This window comes from Novosphingobium fluoreni (assembly GCF_014196615.1).
Lineage (GTDB): Bacteria > Pseudomonadota > Alphaproteobacteria > Sphingomonadales > Sphingomonadaceae > Novosphingobium > Novosphingobium fluoreni.
In genome coordinates this window covers 167324-184073 of record NZ_JACIDY010000008.1, presented here as the reverse complement: position 1 = coordinate 184073, position 16750 = coordinate 167324, and the positions used below count along the sequence as shown (strand labels likewise).

Sequence of the window (16750 nt, the reverse complement as noted above, 5' to 3'; positions counted from 1 at the left end):
GATAGCGAGGCGGACGGCGGCCTATGTATCCATCACATCTTCCTGGAAAAAGTCGGAGGCACGTTCCGCTATCGCGATGGTCGCCGCATTCGTGTTGTTCGATACGATGAACGGCATGATCGACGCATCGACCACGCGGAGATTGCCGATCCCGCGAACCCGCAACCGGGGATCAAGGACGGAATCCTCGCCTCCCATCCGACAGGTACCGACCGCATGATAACCAATCCCGGCCGTTTGCCTGATGATTTCTTCCCATTCCGCGTCGCTACGCGGCACCTCATGAGGAAAGCTGCGGCCGATTATATGATCGGCCAAGGGCTTGGCGGCGAATACCTCTTCTATGATTTTGCCGAATTGCGTCAGTCGGCGCACGTCGCCTTCGGCGAGCAGGCGGTGATCGATTACAGGCTTTGCATGTGGATCGCGACTGCGGAGGCGGATCGCGCCGCGGCTTTCCGGACGCATGCACACCCCGCCCAGGGTGATGCCCGGCTGAGCCGCCATCGCCGGGATGCTGGAATTGAAATCAATCGCCAACGGTATGAAGCTGACCGATATGTCCGCTTCCCGGCCATCCGGCGCAGATTTCAAGCCGGCCATGACATGGACCGCCGGGGACGCCATGCGCCCGTGCCTGGTCAGCACCCAGCGGGCGAGCGCCTTGCCGATCGTCCAGGGACCAAAAGGACTGTTATAGGTCGGGACATCTACGAATCGGCTGGCCGATAGGCCGCAATGATCCTGAAGGTTCAGTCCCACAGGCAGGTCCGCCTCGACCGCTATGCCGTGGTCGCGTAGATGCGATGCAGGGCCGATGCCTGATCGCATGAGAATAGCTGGCGACTGGATCGCGCCCGCACTGACAATCGTCTCGGGCGCGCGGAATTCCAGACCCTGATCGCCGCGCACCACGCTCACTCCAACAGCGCATCCTTTCTCGATCATGATGCGATCGACCAAAGTCTGCTTCACAATCTGAAGATTGGGGCGCCCGCGCGCCTGCCTTAAGTAGGTTTCCGCTATGCCGCGCCTTCGGCCTCCAACCGCGGTCGTCAGCACGTCATAGACGCCAAACTGATCTCCGGCACAATAATCCTCGAGCCGGGGGACACCTATGCTTTGAAAGGCCGCCAGGACCGCATCGCTCAGGCCATGTCGCTCGTTGGCTCGACCGACGGGCAGCGGTCCGCCATTACGATGCCACTGTGACGGCGGTCCCTGATAATCTTCGGCGCGCAGGAAGTAGGGCAGCAGGGCGTCCCAGCCCCAGCCCGTGGCGCCCGCCACAACCCAACGTTCATAGTCCTGCCGATTGCCCCGGGCATAGATCACGCCGTTGATCGAACTGGACCCGCCCAGCATCCGCCCCCCCGACCATCCCAGCGTGCGACCGTGGATCGTCGGATCGGGTTCGGTCTGGTAGGCCCAGTCGAAGCCCGGCCGACCCATCATGGCGAAAGTGCCTGCAGGCATGGTTACGAAGAGGCTCGACGATCGATCACGTCCCGCCTCAATCAGAACGACCCGACGTCGCGGGTTTTCGCTGAGACGTGCGGCCAGTACGCCGCCAGCGCTACCTGATCCGATGATGATCACGTCCGCCCGCTGCTGGTCAGTCATTGCTTTGGCTCCGCACAGTCCGATGTTACAATCGATTAAGACGAACCTTCCGAGAGCGGTGCCGCTCTAGCCTGACGCCCCCGTCATAGTGACCAATTTCTATAAGGTTGCCGTCCGGGTCTCGGAAATAAAGTGAGCGCATCGCACCCTTGGCCCCCTTTGGGGACCACCGGACCAAGGATGATGGATATTTTGTGCGCCGCCAGATGACTGGCGACGGTATCCAGGCCCTCGACGGTGACGAAACACAGATCGGCCGATCCGGGGGTTGGGGCTGCCGCGCGGGGTTCGACAAACTGTCCCGCCTGGTGCAGGTTGATCCGCACGGAGCCGCATGAGAGCCCCCGCCGGCCGCGGCCGAACCGTACTTCCTCGCAGCCCAGCGCACGCGCGTAGAACGCACAGGTGACATCGATCGAGCTGACGGTCGGCACCAGGTGATCCAGGCCGGAAATGCCGGGGACGGCCATGAAGCGACCCTCGCGTTACCAGCGCCGCCGCAGTTGCGAGCCGATCAGCCGTTCGCGCATTTCCGCTTTACGCTCCTCCGGGGTGATACGGGGGCTGCGATCGCCCAGATAATCGGCCACCTCATCCACCTTCATGCGCGTGACGGTGGGCAGCGGATGAGAGCTGCACTTGAACCACCGCCCGATCAGCAGGCCAAACTTATGGTCAGCAGTGTCAAGCCAGTTGGCGTAGCCGGGATCAGTCCGGCACAGGACCGCCCGGAATTTGCCGTCGGCATCGATCCTAGCCGTATGGCCGTTCAGACTGGTGTTGCGGTAGGGGATATCGGCTTGGTTCCAGAGGCCGTCGATGACTTGGACGTTCCAGTAGGGCCGCTCCGCCGGCAGCTCGGTTTCGATGATCAGTGCTTCGTCATCTTCGATCTCGAAAAGGCTTTCAAAGTATATCTGCGGCCAGTCTCCGCTATTGCCGACATCCTTGAAGTCATGCAGCGCCATCTTGTTGAGCTGACCATTCTGGAACGGTCGCTTCATGCTCGCCATGCATACCTGGCTTAACCCCTTTACGTAGGTTCCGAAAAGCTCAGCCAGCAGGGCATCCGTCCGCTCGGGCGAGAGGCGGGGCTTGGGGGGGACAGGATCGAGCCGTTCGATGGCGATGCGCATGTCCACCTCGCGCCCCCACCGATAGTTGAACTGACGCAGCAGGATGAAGTCGGCCTCGGGATCGAGATAGGCCCAGTCGCCCGTATAGCCTTCCGGTCGGTTCTCGCTGAAGATGACCTCGAACCGGCCATGCTCATCCATGGCAAAGCGATCGACATCCACATTGCCCCGAACCGGTCCGGGCGATCCGGCCATGCCGAAAATCCGGTTACCATAGGCAAGGTTGGCGACCACCGCCGTGCCTCGTTCGCCAACAATCCGGTAGATTCCTTTGCCATTGATCCGAGTATAATAATAAACTGCATCGGGATTTGGCTGCGCAAGGAATGCACTATTCTCGAAAGGTACAAACTCGGGATAATCGGGGTTCGTGGCGAAATATAGAAGATACCCTTGAGACATATTCATCGCAAACTGTCGGAGCATGTCGGCCGTAATCTGCTCGTCGACAGGCGCAGTTATCTGCCCTACAAGCTCTGCCGCCGGCTTTAGCATGTCGACATATTGGTCCCAGGTGCGCATCGTTTCTCTCCATTTTTGCGAACCTTGCCAGTCCCGCCCTTGGTGGGCATGACAGCAAGGAAATATTATATCGTAGTTATCTCAATTCAACTCACCGTAGCCCTTGGGATGGGTCAAGGCTTCGGCGATGCGCCATGCATGGAGCGCTTCATCGAAACTGGGCGATAGCTTTCGACGATCCGCAATCGCCGAGGCATCTGCCTTTAACCTTTTCTGGTGGTCGGCGTAGAGGGCGCGAACGCGCGTATTGGGTAGTGCGCGCCGCGTCGATCCATTGACATTGAGCGGCCCGTTTGCGCCGATGATCCCGACATTAGTCATGATGAGAACTCCAGGGCGGCGAGTGATGGGTTCCATTGAGCATTACGCCGCAGCTCGTGCGATTTGACCACAGCCATGCGCTTTGAGAGCGATAGGAGAAGCGATTGTGTCGGTTGAAGGCCGGACAGCGCAACGTGGAACCGGCACGATCTCTGCGTTGTTAGGCCGCGCGCGACAGCTATCCAACACCCGCCCATCCTGTCAATTGGCGGCGACGCTTTCGAAAAATAGCCGGCCCTGTTCATGCAACAGGACATATTCGACGTAATGACCAAGCTCCGGGGCATGAACATAGGCGAAACGCGCCACGTCGTTGTCGCCGGCGAAATCCACGACGTGGTTCCCCGCCCTTATGCTTGCTTGCAGGCGATCCCATTGGATTTCATCAGCAACTTCCAACCCAATGTGATGAAATCGAATTGCGAAATCGTTTGGTAGCGCCTTGTCGTAAATGTCGATCCCCATGCCTGTCGCGTCGATCACCTCGAACATCGTTTCGCCGCACCAGGCAAGGGCGATCCTCATCGGCTGACCCGGTGCCGGCGAGAAGACGGTGAAATCGGCGATGCCATATTGGGCGCGCAGGATCGCTAGAGCCCGGTCGAGATCGTTGGTGACGTAGGCCATCTGGAACTGCCGGTAGCCGAGCAAACCAGCGTTTGGAGATACGAGATCGGGTCTCTTCATGGGCAATCCCTATCGTCTTTGCAAAGACTTGCGCCGGATTTGCATTCGCTAGGCCTCCCTCGGGCATCTAGGCCGTGGTGTACTGCAACAGAGTGGCCGAGATGTTGATGATGTCATCATTGGCCATGTCCATTGGCGATCGTGGGCAACAGTCATGCTATGCGGGTGGCGGATCAAGTACCGTCGGGGGGGACACGCAGAACGGCCGCGCGCGTAAGCGGGGAATACCCGCTCCCGCCCTACGGGACGGCATTGTCCCCCTTGACGGCGATAGCTCCGCCCCGCCGCCGCGCCTAAAGGGCGATGGCTATCCAATACGGCGCCGTTAACGATCGAATCTCAGGGTGGGCATTCCTCGCATGTTATCTCGCGATCTCATCCAAACCCAAGGGATGCAGTGCATCGGCAAGAGGGTGGCCTCTCCCGAAAAATTCGCTGTGGGTTTGGTCATGATTTCAAGAATTCGAGGGACTGCCTACGGCTCAACGGTTGAGTGCAATTTCAGCCAGGAAAGGAGCGTCTCAGTATGAAGATTACTTTCAGGATGGGGCCCGATGAAAATCGGGAAGTTCCGTTCGAAGAAGGTGAAACGGTGATGCGCGTGGCGGTTGAAAACGGCATCGACGGGATCACGGGGGACTGTGGAGGCGGTTGTGCCTGCGCCACGTGCCACGTTTACATTGATGAGGCATGGATTGACCGTGTCGGCGTGCCCGAGCCGGATTCGACAGAGGCCTGCATGATCGAAGTCGCGCCAGCTGACCCCAAGCCGACCTCGCGTCTTGGCTGTCAGATCGTGCTCAATGCCGCGCTCGACGGGTTGGTCGTCGAAGTGCCCGAGGGGCAGTAAGGGGCAGGATATGTCTGGAACCACGAATTCGCGCAGCGCCATCTCATCGATCGACGTCAGCCGCCCAGAGATCTATCGCGACGATGCATGGCGTCCCCTTTTCGCCCGGCTTCGCGCTGAAGATCCCGTTCATTATTGCGAGGACAGCCGGTTCGGTCCCTATTGGTCGATCACTCGATATGAGGACATCTACGCGATTGACGCCGATCCGGGGCGCTTCTCCTCTTCCTATCAGCGCGGCGGGGTGACGCTTGATGACAACCCAAATCCCACCATGATCACGATGGATGCGCCCGAGCATACGACAAAGCGGAAAGCCGTCACACCTGTAGTCGCACCCAAAAACCTGCTGCGATTCGAGGCGTTGATCCGCGATCGCGTCCGTTCGGTGCTGGACAACTTGCCTCTCGACGAAGAATTCAACTGGGTGGAGCGGGTTTCGATCGAGCTGACTTCGATGATGTTGGCGACATTGTTCGGCCACGACATCGAGGATCGTCGCCGGCTGGTTCATTGGTCGGATGTCATCGCCGCTGACCTCGACGATCCGGACAGCCCGATCCGCACGGAAGAACAGCGTATGGCCGTCGTCGGCGAATTTCACACGATGGTCAACGAAGCGGTAGCACGCGCACGGCTGGAGGAACCCCGGTTCGACGTTGTCTCGCTGCTGGCTCATAGCGAGGTCTTTGCCGATGCATCGCCATTGGAAATGACGACGACGTTTTCAGTCCTTCTGGTCGGCGGCAACGACACCACCCGCAACACGATGTCGGGAAGCATCTGGGGTTTCAGCCAGAGTCCCGAACAGTTCCGCCTGCTACGCGAACGGCCTCAGCTGGTCGGTAACGCGGTGGCAGAGATGATCCGGTTTCAGACCCCGGTCATCACCATGCGGCGGACTGCGACCGAAGACATAGAACTGCATGGCCGCAAAATCCGCGAAGGCGAGAAGGTCATGATGTGGTATATTTCGGGCAATCGTGACGAGAGCGTTTTCGAAGACCCCGATCGTTTGCGGGTCGATCGCGAAAATGCCCGTCAGCACATCGCTTTTGGCATGGGCCCCCATCGCTGCCTCGGGTCGCGTCTGGCGGAGCTGCAGTTGCGGACATTATGGGAGGAGATCGTGGCGCGGGATATCGCATTCGATGTGCTCGCCCCGCCGACCTACGCCTATTCGGCCTTCGTTCGGACGATCACGGCTATGCCCGTCCGCATGCGCCGCAACTAAAACAGATGGCGGCCGGATGCCCAGGCTGGTCCAGCCACAACCCTTTAGCCGTCAGTTGACGGAAAGCGCACCGCCGCCGTCGAAGCGATAATTAGCCCCCGTGATGAAGGCCGTTAGCGGTTTGGCCACGAGTGCAACCAAGGCACCCAAATCTGCGGGATGTCCCAGATCCGCAGTAGTCACTGAAAGAACACCAGATTGCATCAGTGCGCTGACGCGCCCGTTATAATCGTATTCTCAAACATAAGCCGGTGCTAGCTGATCCAGCATCCGCTCGATCATTTCGGTATGCATGATGCCGGGACTGATCGTGTTGACCGTGACTCCGGACTGGGCCCGTTCTATGAATCATAACGGTCGCTCCAATCTTTATGGCGCGGTCCGAGGCGGTGACCTAGCGTCGGCGGATGGTGGCAGGTGCAAGCAGTAGCGCGACGCCGATCATTAACGCTCCTAGCGCGAGATAGACAGTCGCCGTGCCCCATTTTTGGGCTGTGAGCGTGGCGAAGGCCGGAAAGATCAGCTGTCCGCCGTATTTGACGAAAGTGACGACGCCCGCGCCAGCAGTGCCGTCCCCATCGGGGCCCGCCGCGGCCATGGCGGCGGCATAGATCGCGCCACTAAACAGCGAAAGGCCGATGCCCAATATGCTTATGCCGGTTATGGTAACGGGCACGGACATGGCAAGGCCCGCCATCATCGAACCGGCGGCGGCGGTGAGGATCGCCAGCATTAGGGTGGCAGGCGTCCCCAACGCCCGCTGGATCATGCTATAGCCGCCCGAGCCCAGAAGTGAGCAGGTCGACATTATGCCCAGGAACAGCCCGACGCGCGCCGGATCGCGGACGCCCTGATGACCGAGCAAGAAGGGGGAATAAACCGCGCTTGCCACCATTCCCCAACCAATAACGATCGAGGCCAGCAGCAGGGTGATCGGCACGCCTGCCAGCAGCCGGCCACGCTGCCAGGAGCCGCGGAAGGCCGCGCGCGCATGCCCCCTGCGCGGCAGTTGAAGTGTAAGCAACGCCACCGGAATGACGATTAGATGCACCAGAAATGCCAGCCTCCAGCTCATCGCCGCGAGCATGCCGATCAACGGGAAGGTGACGATGGCAATACCACCGGCGGAAAAGCTGATGAGACCAAGAAGCCGGTGCCGTTGCGCGTCCGGCATGCGTGCTATCCCCGCCATCGACGCAGCGAACGCCCCCGCCACCCCAATCGCCAGGATCACCCGGGTGATCAGAATGGCGGTCAGCGAGGAAAGCAGCGCCGGGGCCGCTCCGCCAGCGGCGAACAACAGTAACGACCCCAGCATGACGCGCCGGGGGCCGTGTCGTGCGATGGCCCGAGTCATAAGTGGAGACGCAAAGGCAAAGACGGGCGCGACGATGGTGCCGATGATCTGGACCATGAAGGCGCTGTCTGGCGCGTCGGCAAAGCTGCGGGCCAGACCGGGAAGGGCTGTGCCCATCGAGAACATACCGATCGAAACGAGCGGCCCACCGGCGACCAGCGCCGCCTTGGCGGAGGGGCTAAGCCGATTCCATTCCTGGTTTGTGTCGACCGCCGTCACCCAACCTCTCCCAGAAAATGGCGCCTGCCCCGCTCTTGGCGCAGGTCAGGCCCGTTGATACCGGTCGATCCCCGGCCTCAGCGAGAGGTGGATGGCTGCGCGGCCGGGCGCCATCCCCGATTCATGGGACGGCGGCAAGAACGCGATGTCGAGAGTTCGTTCAAAAGGTGCATTCCGGACAGCCGGTCAGACCGTGAAGCGGGCCGGATCGATTTCCAGCGGGCGCATATAGGCGGGATCGCTTTGGTCGCGAGACGATGGGAAGAAATGCGCGTCCGCCAACTGCCCCAGCGGATCGATTTCCCCGCCCAGCGAATTCATTACGCATATGCGCCGAACGATGCCCCATCGGCCCCGGCGTCGTTCGAACCGGTCTATATAGCGTCCCGTGGCGGTAGTATGGTGGGGGGGATCGCGATTGACCGAATGGAATGTCCAGTAGGTTTCGGCATGAGCGGTATCGCCATCGATCTCGCAAAGGTGATTGCTGATGCTATGCAGCGTGCGAAGCTGGTAACGCTGATGATAAGCAAAGGCCCAGTCGATAAACCCTTCGACGCCGCCGACGAATTCCCCATGATCGTCGAGCGCATCATCATGATAGGCCGATCGCACCGCGTCACGGTCAAATCGATCGACCCCACGGCAGTAGCGATGGATGCAGTCGAGAATGTCCTGTCGGTCCTTGAGCTCGCGCAGAACTACTCTTTCGTCGTCGTTCATCTCTCTCTCCCACCACGGATGGCGTTTTTGGGCCCAGCCCAGGCAGTGGCAACAGCAGGTTCGATGCGGGTCGACGTGCCGCCATTTCCGGGCAGGATGGATAGTGCCTCATTTGGAAGTTGGCCTGCTGCCCCTTGTTCAGGGACATGACCCGACACCGACGGCCGCCTATCGGTAACGTAAAAATTCGTCGTCAACGCTGGCGAATACAAATGTGCCGGCATCATCAGGAGAAAGCTCGATGACCGATGCGGCTTTGGGGGCCCTTTCCAACACTGTTTCGCCGCATGTTCCTGCAGAACTGGTGCGCGATTTCGACCTCTTCGACATGGTACGAGACGGCGAGGACATCTATAACGCCTGGCACGAACTCGGCCGATCTGCGCCGCCGCTGTTCTTCACACCCAGATATGGGGGCTTTTGGGTCCTCAATGATGCGGTGCTGCTTGAGCAGGCCTTCAGGCAAGCAGATATATATTGTTCAGGCAAAGGGATCGGCATCCCGCCCAATCCCCCTGAAGTCCCGGCCTGCCTTCCGATCGAGGCGGACGATCCTTATCATAAGGAATTGCGCCGGCCCCTGAATATTGCTTTGTCACCAAAGGGCGTGGCGGGGCTCGCAAAGCGTGCACGCGAAATCTGCATTCAGTTGATCAATGACCTGAAGGACAGCGGCACTTGTGATTTCATCAGGGATTTCTCCCTGAAGATGCCGATGGAGTTGTTTCTCCGCCTCGTCGATCTGCCTTCATCGGATCGGGAATATCTTCTGGGCTTGGCACACGAAACATTGAAGGTGGCCGACCCCGCGCGTCGGCACGCGGCGATCGAGGAACTTAACCGCTATATCAGTGGCTGGGTCGATAAGCGCCTCGCGCAACCGGGAGAGGATTTCCTCAGCACCGTGGTCAACATGGAAATTGACGGCCGACCGCTGACGCAGACGGAGCGGGTCGGTTACATGACGACGCTGATGCTGGGTGGGCTCGACACGGTGGGTGGGATGATGGGCATGACCGCGATGCATCTGGCGACCCACGACGCACACCGTCGCCACTTGCGCGAGCACCCGGAAGATATCCCCGCCGCCATCGAGGAAATGCTGCGCCGATACCCGCTTAGCACCTTTGCCCGCTATGTGAGCCGGGACAGCGAACTAGGAGGCGTGCAATTGAAAGAAGGGGATCGCATAATGCTGCCTACCATTGCCCATGGCATGGACGAGCAGCAATGGAATGAGCCGCTGGCGGTGGATTTCGGGCGCAGCACGCGCGATCATCTGACGTTCGGCAGTGGAACGCACCGCTGCCCCGGCGCCAATCTCGCTCGGGTGGAACTGCGCATCTTCATTGAGGAATGGCTGGCGCGTATCCCTGATTTTGCGATTGCGGAGGGTGCAGTGCTTTCGTTCGAGAATGGAGCCGTAACAGGTCTGAAGTCCCTGCCTCTGACCTGGTCAATCCCACAGACGGAGAACGCCGGATGATTCGCGTCATCTTTGTTGAGATTGACGGATCGCGCCGCGTAGTTGAAGCTCGCCCTGACGATCGCGCCTTTGACGCGGCCCGCAACAATGGCATCACCGGTATAATCGGCGAATGCGGCGGTGAACTGGCATGTGCGACATGCCATGTGTGGGTGGACCCGGCTTTCGCTGCTAAGCTGCCCCCGCCGGGCGATGTCGAGCAGGAATTGCTAGAATGCGTTTTCGACCGGAAGGACATCAGCCGGCTATCATGCCAGATTCGACTGTCCGAAGCTCTGGACGGCCTCATTCTTCATCTGCCGCCGAGGCAGATATGACTCCCGGCTGCGGGATTGCGCCGCGCGGTGTTCGGGCAGTGAGGGGGATAAGGAGTGCCGTCGATGATGCGGCCGCCCGGATTGCGGATCGGGATTGATCACCAAATAGTCGCGGCGTGGTCCCCGCGAGCGGGACGACCATGATCCCGTTGCCGTGAGGCCAATCAATCATGCCGGCGGCGGCCATCGTACCCCCATCAACGTGCAGCGTCGCTCTTGTCACGCTGCAGCCCTACCGGCACCGAGAGGGAACTCGGCAATGATCACAACTTTCAGCGGCGTTTCAGGGCGAACGCCATCAGGACTGCGTCATCATTTCCGGCTAACTGTGGCGAACTTCCCGCGGCGATGACGACAAATTGGCGGCCACTCTTGGGAGACGTATAGGTAATCGGCGTACCGAAGGCGCCCCGGGGCAATTGCGAATGCCAAACTTCCTTGCCCGTCTTGATGTCGATCGCCTGCATGCGTCCATCAATACTGGCACCGATGAAAGCGAGGCCGGCGCGCGTGACGATCGGCCCGCCAATGGCCGGCGTTCCGAATTGCAGGCCGAACATCGTCCCGAACGGCCGGGACCAGACCAGCTTGCCGGTGACCAGATCAACCGCACTGATGAAGCCGAGCGGAGGTGCCTGACAGGGTATCGCCAGCGGCGACATGAACAGCTTGATGTCGGCCGCGTAGGGCGTTCCGGCTTGTGCCGCCATCCCTCCGTAATCCGATGCCTTCGATCCGTCCCCTATCGGCTTGACGCCCATCGCATCGGCTTTCCTGCGTTCGATCAGCCTGACGTAATTGGCCACCCGCCCTGACGTAAAGACCATCACGCCATGATCGACATCCACGGCGCCTGTGCCCCAGTTCATTCCGCCGACATAGCCTGGCGATGAGATCGATGGTGTGGTGCCCGGCGGCGTCAGTGGTCCTTCATAGCGCGCCTGACGAAAACGGATGCGGCACCACAATTGATCAAGCGGCGTGACACCCCACATGTCGCTTTCCCGAACATCCGGATTGCGGAACGAGGGCATTGCATCCGAGAAGGGTTGAGTAGGTGAAAGACGCTCCTGCGGTACTTTGCCGTCCTGCGGCGCCGGCTTTTCGATAACGGGCCGGAGAGGCGTGCCGGTACGGCGATCCAGCACGAAGATCTCGCCACGCTTGGTGAATTGCACCACCGCCGGGACCACATGGCCCCCGGTCGATATGTCGGTCAGCACCGGTTGCGACGCGACATCATAGTCCCAGACATCATGATGGGTCGTTTGAAAGCTCCAGCGCACGCGGCCGGAGTCTGCATCCAGCGCCACGACCGAGCTAGAATATTTGTCGTCGAAACTGCGACGTTGAGCGCCGAAATAATCCGGTGTGGCGTTGCCCGTCGGCACATAAACGAGGCCAAGCTTCTCATCCGCACTCATCGGCGCCCAGCTATTGGGGGTTGCTCGGGTGTAGCTTTCCCCCGGCGGCGGCGCGCCGGTACGGTCCGGACGGCCCATGTCCCATGCCCAGGCCAGCTTGCCGGTCACAGCGTCGAACGCCCGGATCGCGCCCGATGGCTCTCCCCAATACTGTCCGTCCGATACCCAGCCGCCCAGCACGACCTTGCCACGCACAATTTGCGGGGCCGACGTTACCCGGTAATAGCCTTCGGGCGCCGTGCTCAAGCCCTCAAGCAGGTTGACCTTTCCGTTGGTCCCGAAATCGCTGCAGGGCTTGCCTGTCCTGGCATCCAGGGCGACCAGCAGTGCCGTACCCGTCGCTGTCAGGATTCTCCCCGCGCAAGCACCCGTGGCATTTGGAACGCGGTAATAGGCGATACCCCGGCACGGTCGCCCAGGCGCCCCCAGTACGGGGCTGTGCCACACCGGCTTGCCCGTTTCGGCATCGACCGCAAAAATCTCGTGTGTACCGCTGCAGCTATAGACGATGCCGTTCACCATCAGCGGCGTCACTTCAAGACCACCGGTCTTGCCGGCTTCGGTCGCGGCAACGGGTGCGGTCCAGGCAAGTTCGAGCTGCCCGACATTGTTCGGCGTGATCTGCGTCAGTGGGCTGAACCGTTCGCCGGCCAAATTGCCACCCCATTGCGGCCAGTCCCTACCGCTTTCGGCACCGCCGGCCGCCGCCCGAACCTCGGGGAACGAGACCATACCGGCCTGGTAGCGGGGATCAAACCGCCGCGGACTTGTCATGTGGATGGCAGAACCCAGCGCGATCGCAACCAGCAGGCACCCAGCCATACCCCGCCAGCTGAAAAGCTTGCGGATCGATGAAGTCATGGTGGCAGGTTGAAGCGTTCCCCTGACCCATGGGCTCGCTACCAGAAGGCCGAACAGCAACCATGCGATCAACCTTGGCATCAGCGACCAGCCATCGAAGCCCACCTCGGCGATCGCCCAGGCCATCGTCACGCAAATGATGCCGCCATAGAGCCACACACCCTCCCGTCGCTTGACGAAGAGGAGCGATGCAGAAATGCCGAGCGCCACCCCGGCCAAGGCATAATAGATCGACCCGCCGTTGGCCGCGAGCACGATGCCGCCATACATCAAAATGACCGCAATGACGCCGAGTACGGCGGCCAGCCCTCGCACCAAAATCAAACGCAACATAGATATCCTCAGCGGGAAAATTTAGAAGAGGACAGCGTCACCTTCCGTGCCGTCTCTCTCGATCAGCCACATGGGATAGACGATCATTTCAGTAGCCGCTGTCCCACCCGAAGGGATACCCGCCCTCGCTTTCGGAACCGTGCGCTGCGGGAGGAGAGAGAAGTGCTAAAACGGTTGCGGTTAGGCCGCGCCTGTGCGCGGTAGAAAATGGGTCGTGGTATCATGGCAGGCGGATGGTCGCGGGCGTGAGCTTATTGGTGGCGTGATACTCTACAAAAACGTGAGCCGTGGGCTTTTGCGTACTTACGAGAGGTAGCGCCATCCCCGACGATTCTGGTTAGAAAATGATGGCTTGCCTCGCCCATACCCTCCAATTTTCATGAAGGGATAGAATGAACGGATAAAGGCGATCGTCCGATTTGAAGCCTAGATGCGGAGATATTCAAGGCTAGTGCGGGCGCGGCCCTCGATAATATCACGTCTTGGTAATGCTGATGAGGGAGCGTCCGGTATGGCCGCATCGGGACAAAAAGCCGTCTGCAATATGCGCCTTTTCACTCCGCTTCAACGACCCGGCCGCACCAGGAGGAAGCGATCGAGCCACTATGTCGGCCATTTCATAACGAAGGCAAATACGCCACTCTCGGCTTCATAATGCACATCACCTCCATGCGCTCGAGCTTTTCCTCGAACAATCGCTAGACCAAGCCCTGATCCTCCCTTTGACTGCGTCCCGCGTACAAACTGATAGAACGCGTCTTGCTCGAGGTCGTGTGGAAGTCCTGGTCCTGCATCAGCGACCGTAATCGACGCTTCACTGTTCACGATTCTCGTTGATGCTGGCATTGTCGACGAGCGCCAGGATTGCCTGCCGAATGCGGCCGACATCGGCCCGAGCCGTGCAGGGGTGGAGATCCAGCTTCACCGAAAATCCAACCGGCTCCAACATCAATGTCAGCGTCGGTGCCATATCGAGGCCAAGTCGACTTCGGTCAACAACAATTCTAACCAGTTGTCGGTGATGACCGGGATCGCGTTGATCCGGTCCATCAACGCGGAGAAGTCGAAACCGGCATTGGCATTGGCCGCCACGAAAAAAGGCGCATCGGTTGGGGAAATAGATACCGGGCCAACGCGCCGCTTCGATGTGCCAGCCATTGACGCGTGCCCATGCTGCACGTTTGCTCGAAACAACCGGGCGGCTATAAGGCTCGTCGATCATGACATAGTGACCGGAGACCGGATCATACCAGTCACTGTCGTGATCGTGATCCGGCAACTCTTCGGAAAGCGACGCCTTGGCTTTGCGTGACGGCTCATGGTCGCACGGGCGCAGGCCGGTGGCCTCTATGAATCTCAGCGCGCGGACCGATTTGAGGATTTGACCTCGCGAGAACTCCTGGCTCTGCCCCATCATGTCCGTCACGAGATGATCGGGCGCGACCAGACGCATATTCGCAAGACCGCTCACCATCTTCATTTCGGCCTTACTACACAGGTCGAGCAGCGGCCGGGACAGCCAGATTTCTAGCGTTTCACGGCCGCGCCTATAGGTTTCGCGGTCGGTCCAGTAGAACGTGAGGAAGAGCTGGAAGCGTAAATAGCCCTCTGCCGGCCGCACCAATGCCTTGTGGGCGAGCGGGAAACTCCGGAATGAGGCCGCTCTCGACGCAAGATCGAGCGCCTCATGATGCGGGATGCCCACAGTCTTTTTGATCTGGGTTGCGAGTCGTTTGATGCCCTTGATGGACGAGGGACGGGTATCAGGATTCAACATCATCATTCTCCCGACCTGCAACGAAGTGTTGCCCGCCAACCACTTCACAGGTCCGAACAATGTGTTGATCGAGACCGAATGTCATAGAGTAGTGCTGTCAACAGCTTCGCAACGGCGGGTAGCGTGCTCCTACCAAGAGCAAGGTCGATATTGCCGTGTCGGCAAAGCTATTTCAAGCTTGTTTCGGCGAGATCGCACCGGCGTCGAAAATTGAGCGCGCCGACTCCAATGCTCGAACAGTCGGCATGCGTGGCTGCTGGTTGATTTCTCGGCACGATGCCGTGATGAACCGATGACGTCGGAAATGCGGGGCAACGCGCGATGCTATATTCTGAACTCGGTCTAGAAGAGGGTATGCGAAAGGACGAGCGGGTCGCGATCCTTGTCGGACCGAACGGCGCGGGAAAGAGCCGGTTCCTGTTCGACCTTGCGCAACGCAATCGACACTATCGCAAGGTCGCCATCATCTCCAACACGGCCTATGATCGATTCAGCGGCTTGCGGGGCGTCGAACGCATCTCGGCGGGCAAAGGCTTCAATTCGCCGATCTCGATCATAAAACGCTGCGTCCAGATGACCTTCGCCGAGATGGACTCACGCTTCTACCAGATCGGATCCGCGCTCGAATATTGCCATTACAGGCCGCAATTCGGCTTCCGGGTGAAGCCGGGCAAACGCGGCGACCGTAAGCGGTCCACCGTCTATTACGAGAGTGATGTGTATCGAAATCTCGTCGACAATATCGAGCGGGGAGCGTTCCCGGACATATTCTGGATCGATGCAGCTTCCTCCGGTACGCGTTTTTCCTACCGCGCGGATGATGTGCAGGCTTTGCTGTCGTTCGAGCGCGATCTGCGCCGGGACCGGATGGTGCGCGGCATCGATGTCTATCTGGAGCGCTATGTTGACGGTCGGACGATCGAATTGCACCGGGCAAGTTCGGGCGAACTGTCACTCATGTCGTCGATGATCTTCCTGGTCGCCAACGTCATCGACGACGGGGTGGTGATCGTCGACGAGCCGGAGAACAGTCTCCACCCCAACTGGCAGCGCGAATATATCGACACGGTACTGACAACCCTGCGCTATCGCGATGCCGCCATCGTCGTGGCCACTCATGCGCCACTCGTCGTTACCGGAGCGATCGCCCAGAATTCGGGCATGATATCGGTCTTTCAGGTCGAGAATGCGTGCCCCAAGCTCCTCAAGCTTGATACCGCTGCGGCCGGTGGCAGCATCGAGGAGATGCTGTGGAAGGCGTTCGACGTGGTCACGCCGGTCAGCCATTTCGTGAGCGAGGAGCTAGTCGGCGCGGTCTCGCGGTTCGAGGCTGGCGATACGACGAAGGCGGAGGTTCTTGACCTTATCGCAGCCATGAAAGAGGCCAGTTTCGACCGGAAACAGGAAGCGTTTCTGGAGGCGGTCTCGAAGCTGGTGGACGACCTCGATAAGAAGCTCACCGCCGGGAGCGGCGTATCCTGATGGTCGATGCTTATTTGCCTGCGTTAAGCGATTTCAAGTTCAGCGCCGAAGAGGAAGCCGCGATCGCTGCGGCGATGCTTGAGGAAAGTTCATGGGACAAGGTGCCTGCCGCCCACAAAGACGCGATGAAGAGCGCCAAGCAGCGTATCCTTTCCTACCATATGGCGCGACACAAGCAGCAATGCTGCTATTGCCGCGCCATCCTTCAGGGCGGCGGCTATTTTATGATCGACCGGGAGCATATCCTCCCCAAGAGCCTGTATAAGCCCTTCACCTTCGCGCCATGGAACCTGTCCGTCTCGTGCAAGCGCTGCAACATGCAGTTCAAGTAGGATTGTGTGGCTTTTGTGATCGATGCGTAGGGCGCAGGCCCAGCGGACACGGGCGCAAATTACCGG

General features: G+C 59.8%; 16 protein-coding genes. 6 read left to right on the top strand and 10 right to left on the bottom strand.

Annotation, left to right across the window (positions count from 1 at the left end; all coding sequences use genetic code 11):
• Positions 1 to 21: 21 nt before the first annotated feature.
• From GGR39_RS15105 to GGR39_RS15085, 5 genes are all read right to left on the bottom strand, one after another.
• Complete coding sequence (locus GGR39_RS15105) at positions 22 to 1623, bottom strand: GMC family oxidoreductase (protein WP_183618152.1); 1602 nt, start codon at positions 1621 to 1623, stop codon at positions 22 to 24.
• A gap of 83 nt (positions 1624 to 1706) precedes the next feature.
• Positions 1707 to 2093 carry a VOC family protein gene (locus GGR39_RS15100; protein ID WP_221226164.1) on the bottom strand — a complete coding sequence of 129 codons (387 nt, stop codon included), beginning with the start codon at positions 2091 to 2093 and terminating at the stop codon, positions 1707 to 1709.
• Between the two features lie 15 nt (positions 2094 to 2108).
• On the bottom strand, positions 2109 to 3281 hold the full coding sequence (locus GGR39_RS15095; protein WP_183618150.1) for a DUF1214 domain-containing protein: 1173 nt from the start codon (positions 3279 to 3281) through the stop codon (positions 2109 to 2111).
• An 81-nt stretch (positions 3282 to 3362) separates the two neighbouring features.
• On the bottom strand, positions 3363 to 3638 hold the full coding sequence (locus GGR39_RS15090) for a hypothetical protein (protein ID WP_183618148.1): 276 nt from the start codon (positions 3636 to 3638) through the stop codon (positions 3363 to 3365).
• A gap of 165 nt (positions 3639 to 3803) precedes the next feature.
• Entirely contained in the window at positions 3804 to 4289 is a 486-nt protein-coding gene (locus GGR39_RS15085; protein WP_183618146.1) for a VOC family protein, read from the bottom strand.
• A 526-nt stretch (positions 4290 to 4815) separates the two neighbouring features.
• On the opposite strand from GGR39_RS15085, the gene GGR39_RS15080 reads away from it, so the two are divergent.
• Positions 4816 to 5139, top strand: a complete 324-nt coding sequence (locus GGR39_RS15080; RefSeq protein ID WP_183618144.1) for a 2Fe-2S iron-sulfur cluster-binding protein — start codon at positions 4816 to 4818, stop codon at positions 5137 to 5139.
• Between the two features lie 10 nt (positions 5140 to 5149).
• Positions 5150 to 6373 (top strand): cytochrome P450, encoded by a 1224-nt coding sequence (locus tag GGR39_RS15075; RefSeq protein WP_183618142.1) that lies wholly within the window; start codon positions 5150 to 5152, stop codon positions 6371 to 6373.
• Positions 6374 to 6767: 394 nt separating this feature from the next.
• On the opposite strand, the gene GGR39_RS15065 is transcribed toward GGR39_RS15075, so the two are convergent.
• Together GGR39_RS15065 and GGR39_RS15060 are read right to left on the bottom strand one after the other, a co-directional pair.
• Positions 6768 to 7949: an MFS transporter gene (locus tag GGR39_RS15065; protein ID WP_183618138.1), complete on the bottom strand. Its 1182-nt coding sequence runs from the start codon at positions 7947 to 7949 to the stop codon at positions 6768 to 6770.
• Between the two features lie 186 nt (positions 7950 to 8135).
• Positions 8136 to 8672 (bottom strand): nuclear transport factor 2 family protein, encoded by a 537-nt coding sequence (locus GGR39_RS15060; protein ID WP_183618136.1) that lies wholly within the window; start codon positions 8670 to 8672, stop codon positions 8136 to 8138.
• Between the two features lie 241 nt (positions 8673 to 8913).
• On the opposite strand from GGR39_RS15060, the gene GGR39_RS15055 reads away from it, so the two are divergent.
• Positions 8914 to 10158 (top strand): cytochrome P450, encoded by a 1245-nt coding sequence (locus GGR39_RS15055; RefSeq protein WP_183618134.1) that lies wholly within the window; start codon positions 8914 to 8916, stop codon positions 10156 to 10158.
• Complete coding sequence (locus tag GGR39_RS15050; protein ID WP_183618131.1) at positions 10155 to 10475, top strand: 2Fe-2S iron-sulfur cluster-binding protein; 321 nt, start codon at positions 10155 to 10157, stop codon at positions 10473 to 10475. Before GGR39_RS15055 ends, GGR39_RS15050 begins: the two co-directional genes overlap by 4 nt.
• 272 nt (positions 10476 to 10747) lie before the next feature.
• Here GGR39_RS15050 and GGR39_RS15045 read toward each other — a convergent pair whose 3' ends face one another.
• The 3 genes from GGR39_RS15045 to GGR39_RS15035 form a co-directional block, all read right to left on the bottom strand.
• Positions 10748 to 13093: a membrane-bound PQQ-dependent dehydrogenase, glucose/quinate/shikimate family gene (locus GGR39_RS15045; RefSeq protein WP_183618129.1), complete on the bottom strand. Its 2346-nt coding sequence runs from the start codon at positions 13091 to 13093 to the stop codon at positions 10748 to 10750.
• 603 nt (positions 13094 to 13696) lie between these two features.
• Complete coding sequence (locus GGR39_RS17595; RefSeq protein WP_425490606.1) at positions 13697 to 13939, bottom strand: ATP-binding protein; 243 nt, start codon at positions 13937 to 13939, stop codon at positions 13697 to 13699.
• Positions 13908 to 14870, bottom strand: coding sequence for a hypothetical protein (locus GGR39_RS15035; RefSeq protein WP_183618125.1), 963 nt, complete (start codon positions 14868 to 14870; stop codon positions 13908 to 13910). Before GGR39_RS15035 ends, GGR39_RS17595 begins: the two co-directional genes overlap by 32 nt.
• 354 nt (positions 14871 to 15224) lie before the next feature.
• Between GGR39_RS15035 and GGR39_RS15030 the strand changes: the two genes are divergently transcribed.
• Together GGR39_RS15030 and GGR39_RS15025 are read left to right on the top strand one after the other, a co-directional pair.
• The gene (locus tag GGR39_RS15030) at positions 15225 to 16352 is read left to right on the top strand and encodes an ATP-binding protein (RefSeq protein WP_183618205.1); all 1128 of its coding nucleotides are present in this window, start codon (positions 15225 to 15227) and stop codon (positions 16350 to 16352) included.
• Entirely contained in the window at positions 16352 to 16684 is a 333-nt protein-coding gene (locus GGR39_RS15025; protein WP_183618124.1) for an HNH endonuclease, read from the top strand. The genes GGR39_RS15030 and GGR39_RS15025 overlap by 1 nt, the downstream gene beginning before the upstream one ends.
• Positions 16685 to 16750: the final 66 nt, after the last annotated feature.

Coding starts and splice junctions, on each gene's coding strand:
- GGR39_RS15105 (WP_183618152.1), bottom strand. CDS start 1,623: ATGACTGACCAGCAGCGGGCGGACGTGATCATCATCGGATCAGGTAGC.
- GGR39_RS15100 (WP_221226164.1), bottom strand. CDS start 2,093: ATGGCCGTCCCCGGCATTTCCGGCCTGGATCACCTGGTGCCGACCGTC.
- GGR39_RS15095 (WP_183618150.1), bottom strand. CDS start 3,281: ATGCGCACCTGGGACCAATATGTCGACATGCTAAAGCCGGCGGCAGAG.
- GGR39_RS15090 (WP_183618148.1), bottom strand. CDS start 3,638: ATGGAACCCATCACTCGCCGCCCTGGAGTTCTCATCATGACTAATGTC.
- GGR39_RS15085 (WP_183618146.1), bottom strand. CDS start 4,289: ATGAAGAGACCCGATCTCGTATCTCCAAACGCTGGTTTGCTCGGCTAC.
- GGR39_RS15080 (WP_183618144.1), top strand. CDS start 4,816: ATGAAGATTACTTTCAGGATGGGGCCCGATGAAAATCGGGAAGTTCCG.
- GGR39_RS15075 (WP_183618142.1), top strand. CDS start 5,150: ATGTCTGGAACCACGAATTCGCGCAGCGCCATCTCATCGATCGACGTC.
- GGR39_RS15060 (WP_183618136.1), bottom strand. CDS start 8,672: ATGAACGACGACGAAAGAGTAGTTCTGCGCGAGCTCAAGGACCGACAG.
- GGR39_RS15055 (WP_183618134.1), top strand. CDS start 8,914: ATGACCGATGCGGCTTTGGGGGCCCTTTCCAACACTGTTTCGCCGCAT.
- GGR39_RS15050 (WP_183618131.1), top strand. CDS start 10,155: ATGATTCGCGTCATCTTTGTTGAGATTGACGGATCGCGCCGCGTAGTT.
- GGR39_RS15045 (WP_183618129.1), bottom strand. CDS start 13,093: ATGTTGCGTTTGATTTTGGTGCGAGGGCTGGCCGCCGTACTCGGCGTC.
- GGR39_RS17595 (WP_425490606.1), bottom strand. CDS start 13,939: ATGCCAGCATCAACGAGAATCGTGAACAGTGAAGCGTCGATTACGGTC.
- GGR39_RS15035 (WP_183618125.1), bottom strand. CDS start 14,870: ATGTTGAATCCTGATACCCGTCCCTCGTCCATCAAGGGCATCAAACGA.
- GGR39_RS15030 (WP_183618205.1), top strand. CDS start 15,225: ATGCGAAAGGACGAGCGGGTCGCGATCCTTGTCGGACCGAACGGCGCG.
- GGR39_RS15025 (WP_183618124.1), top strand. CDS start 16,352: ATGGTCGATGCTTATTTGCCTGCGTTAAGCGATTTCAAGTTCAGCGCC.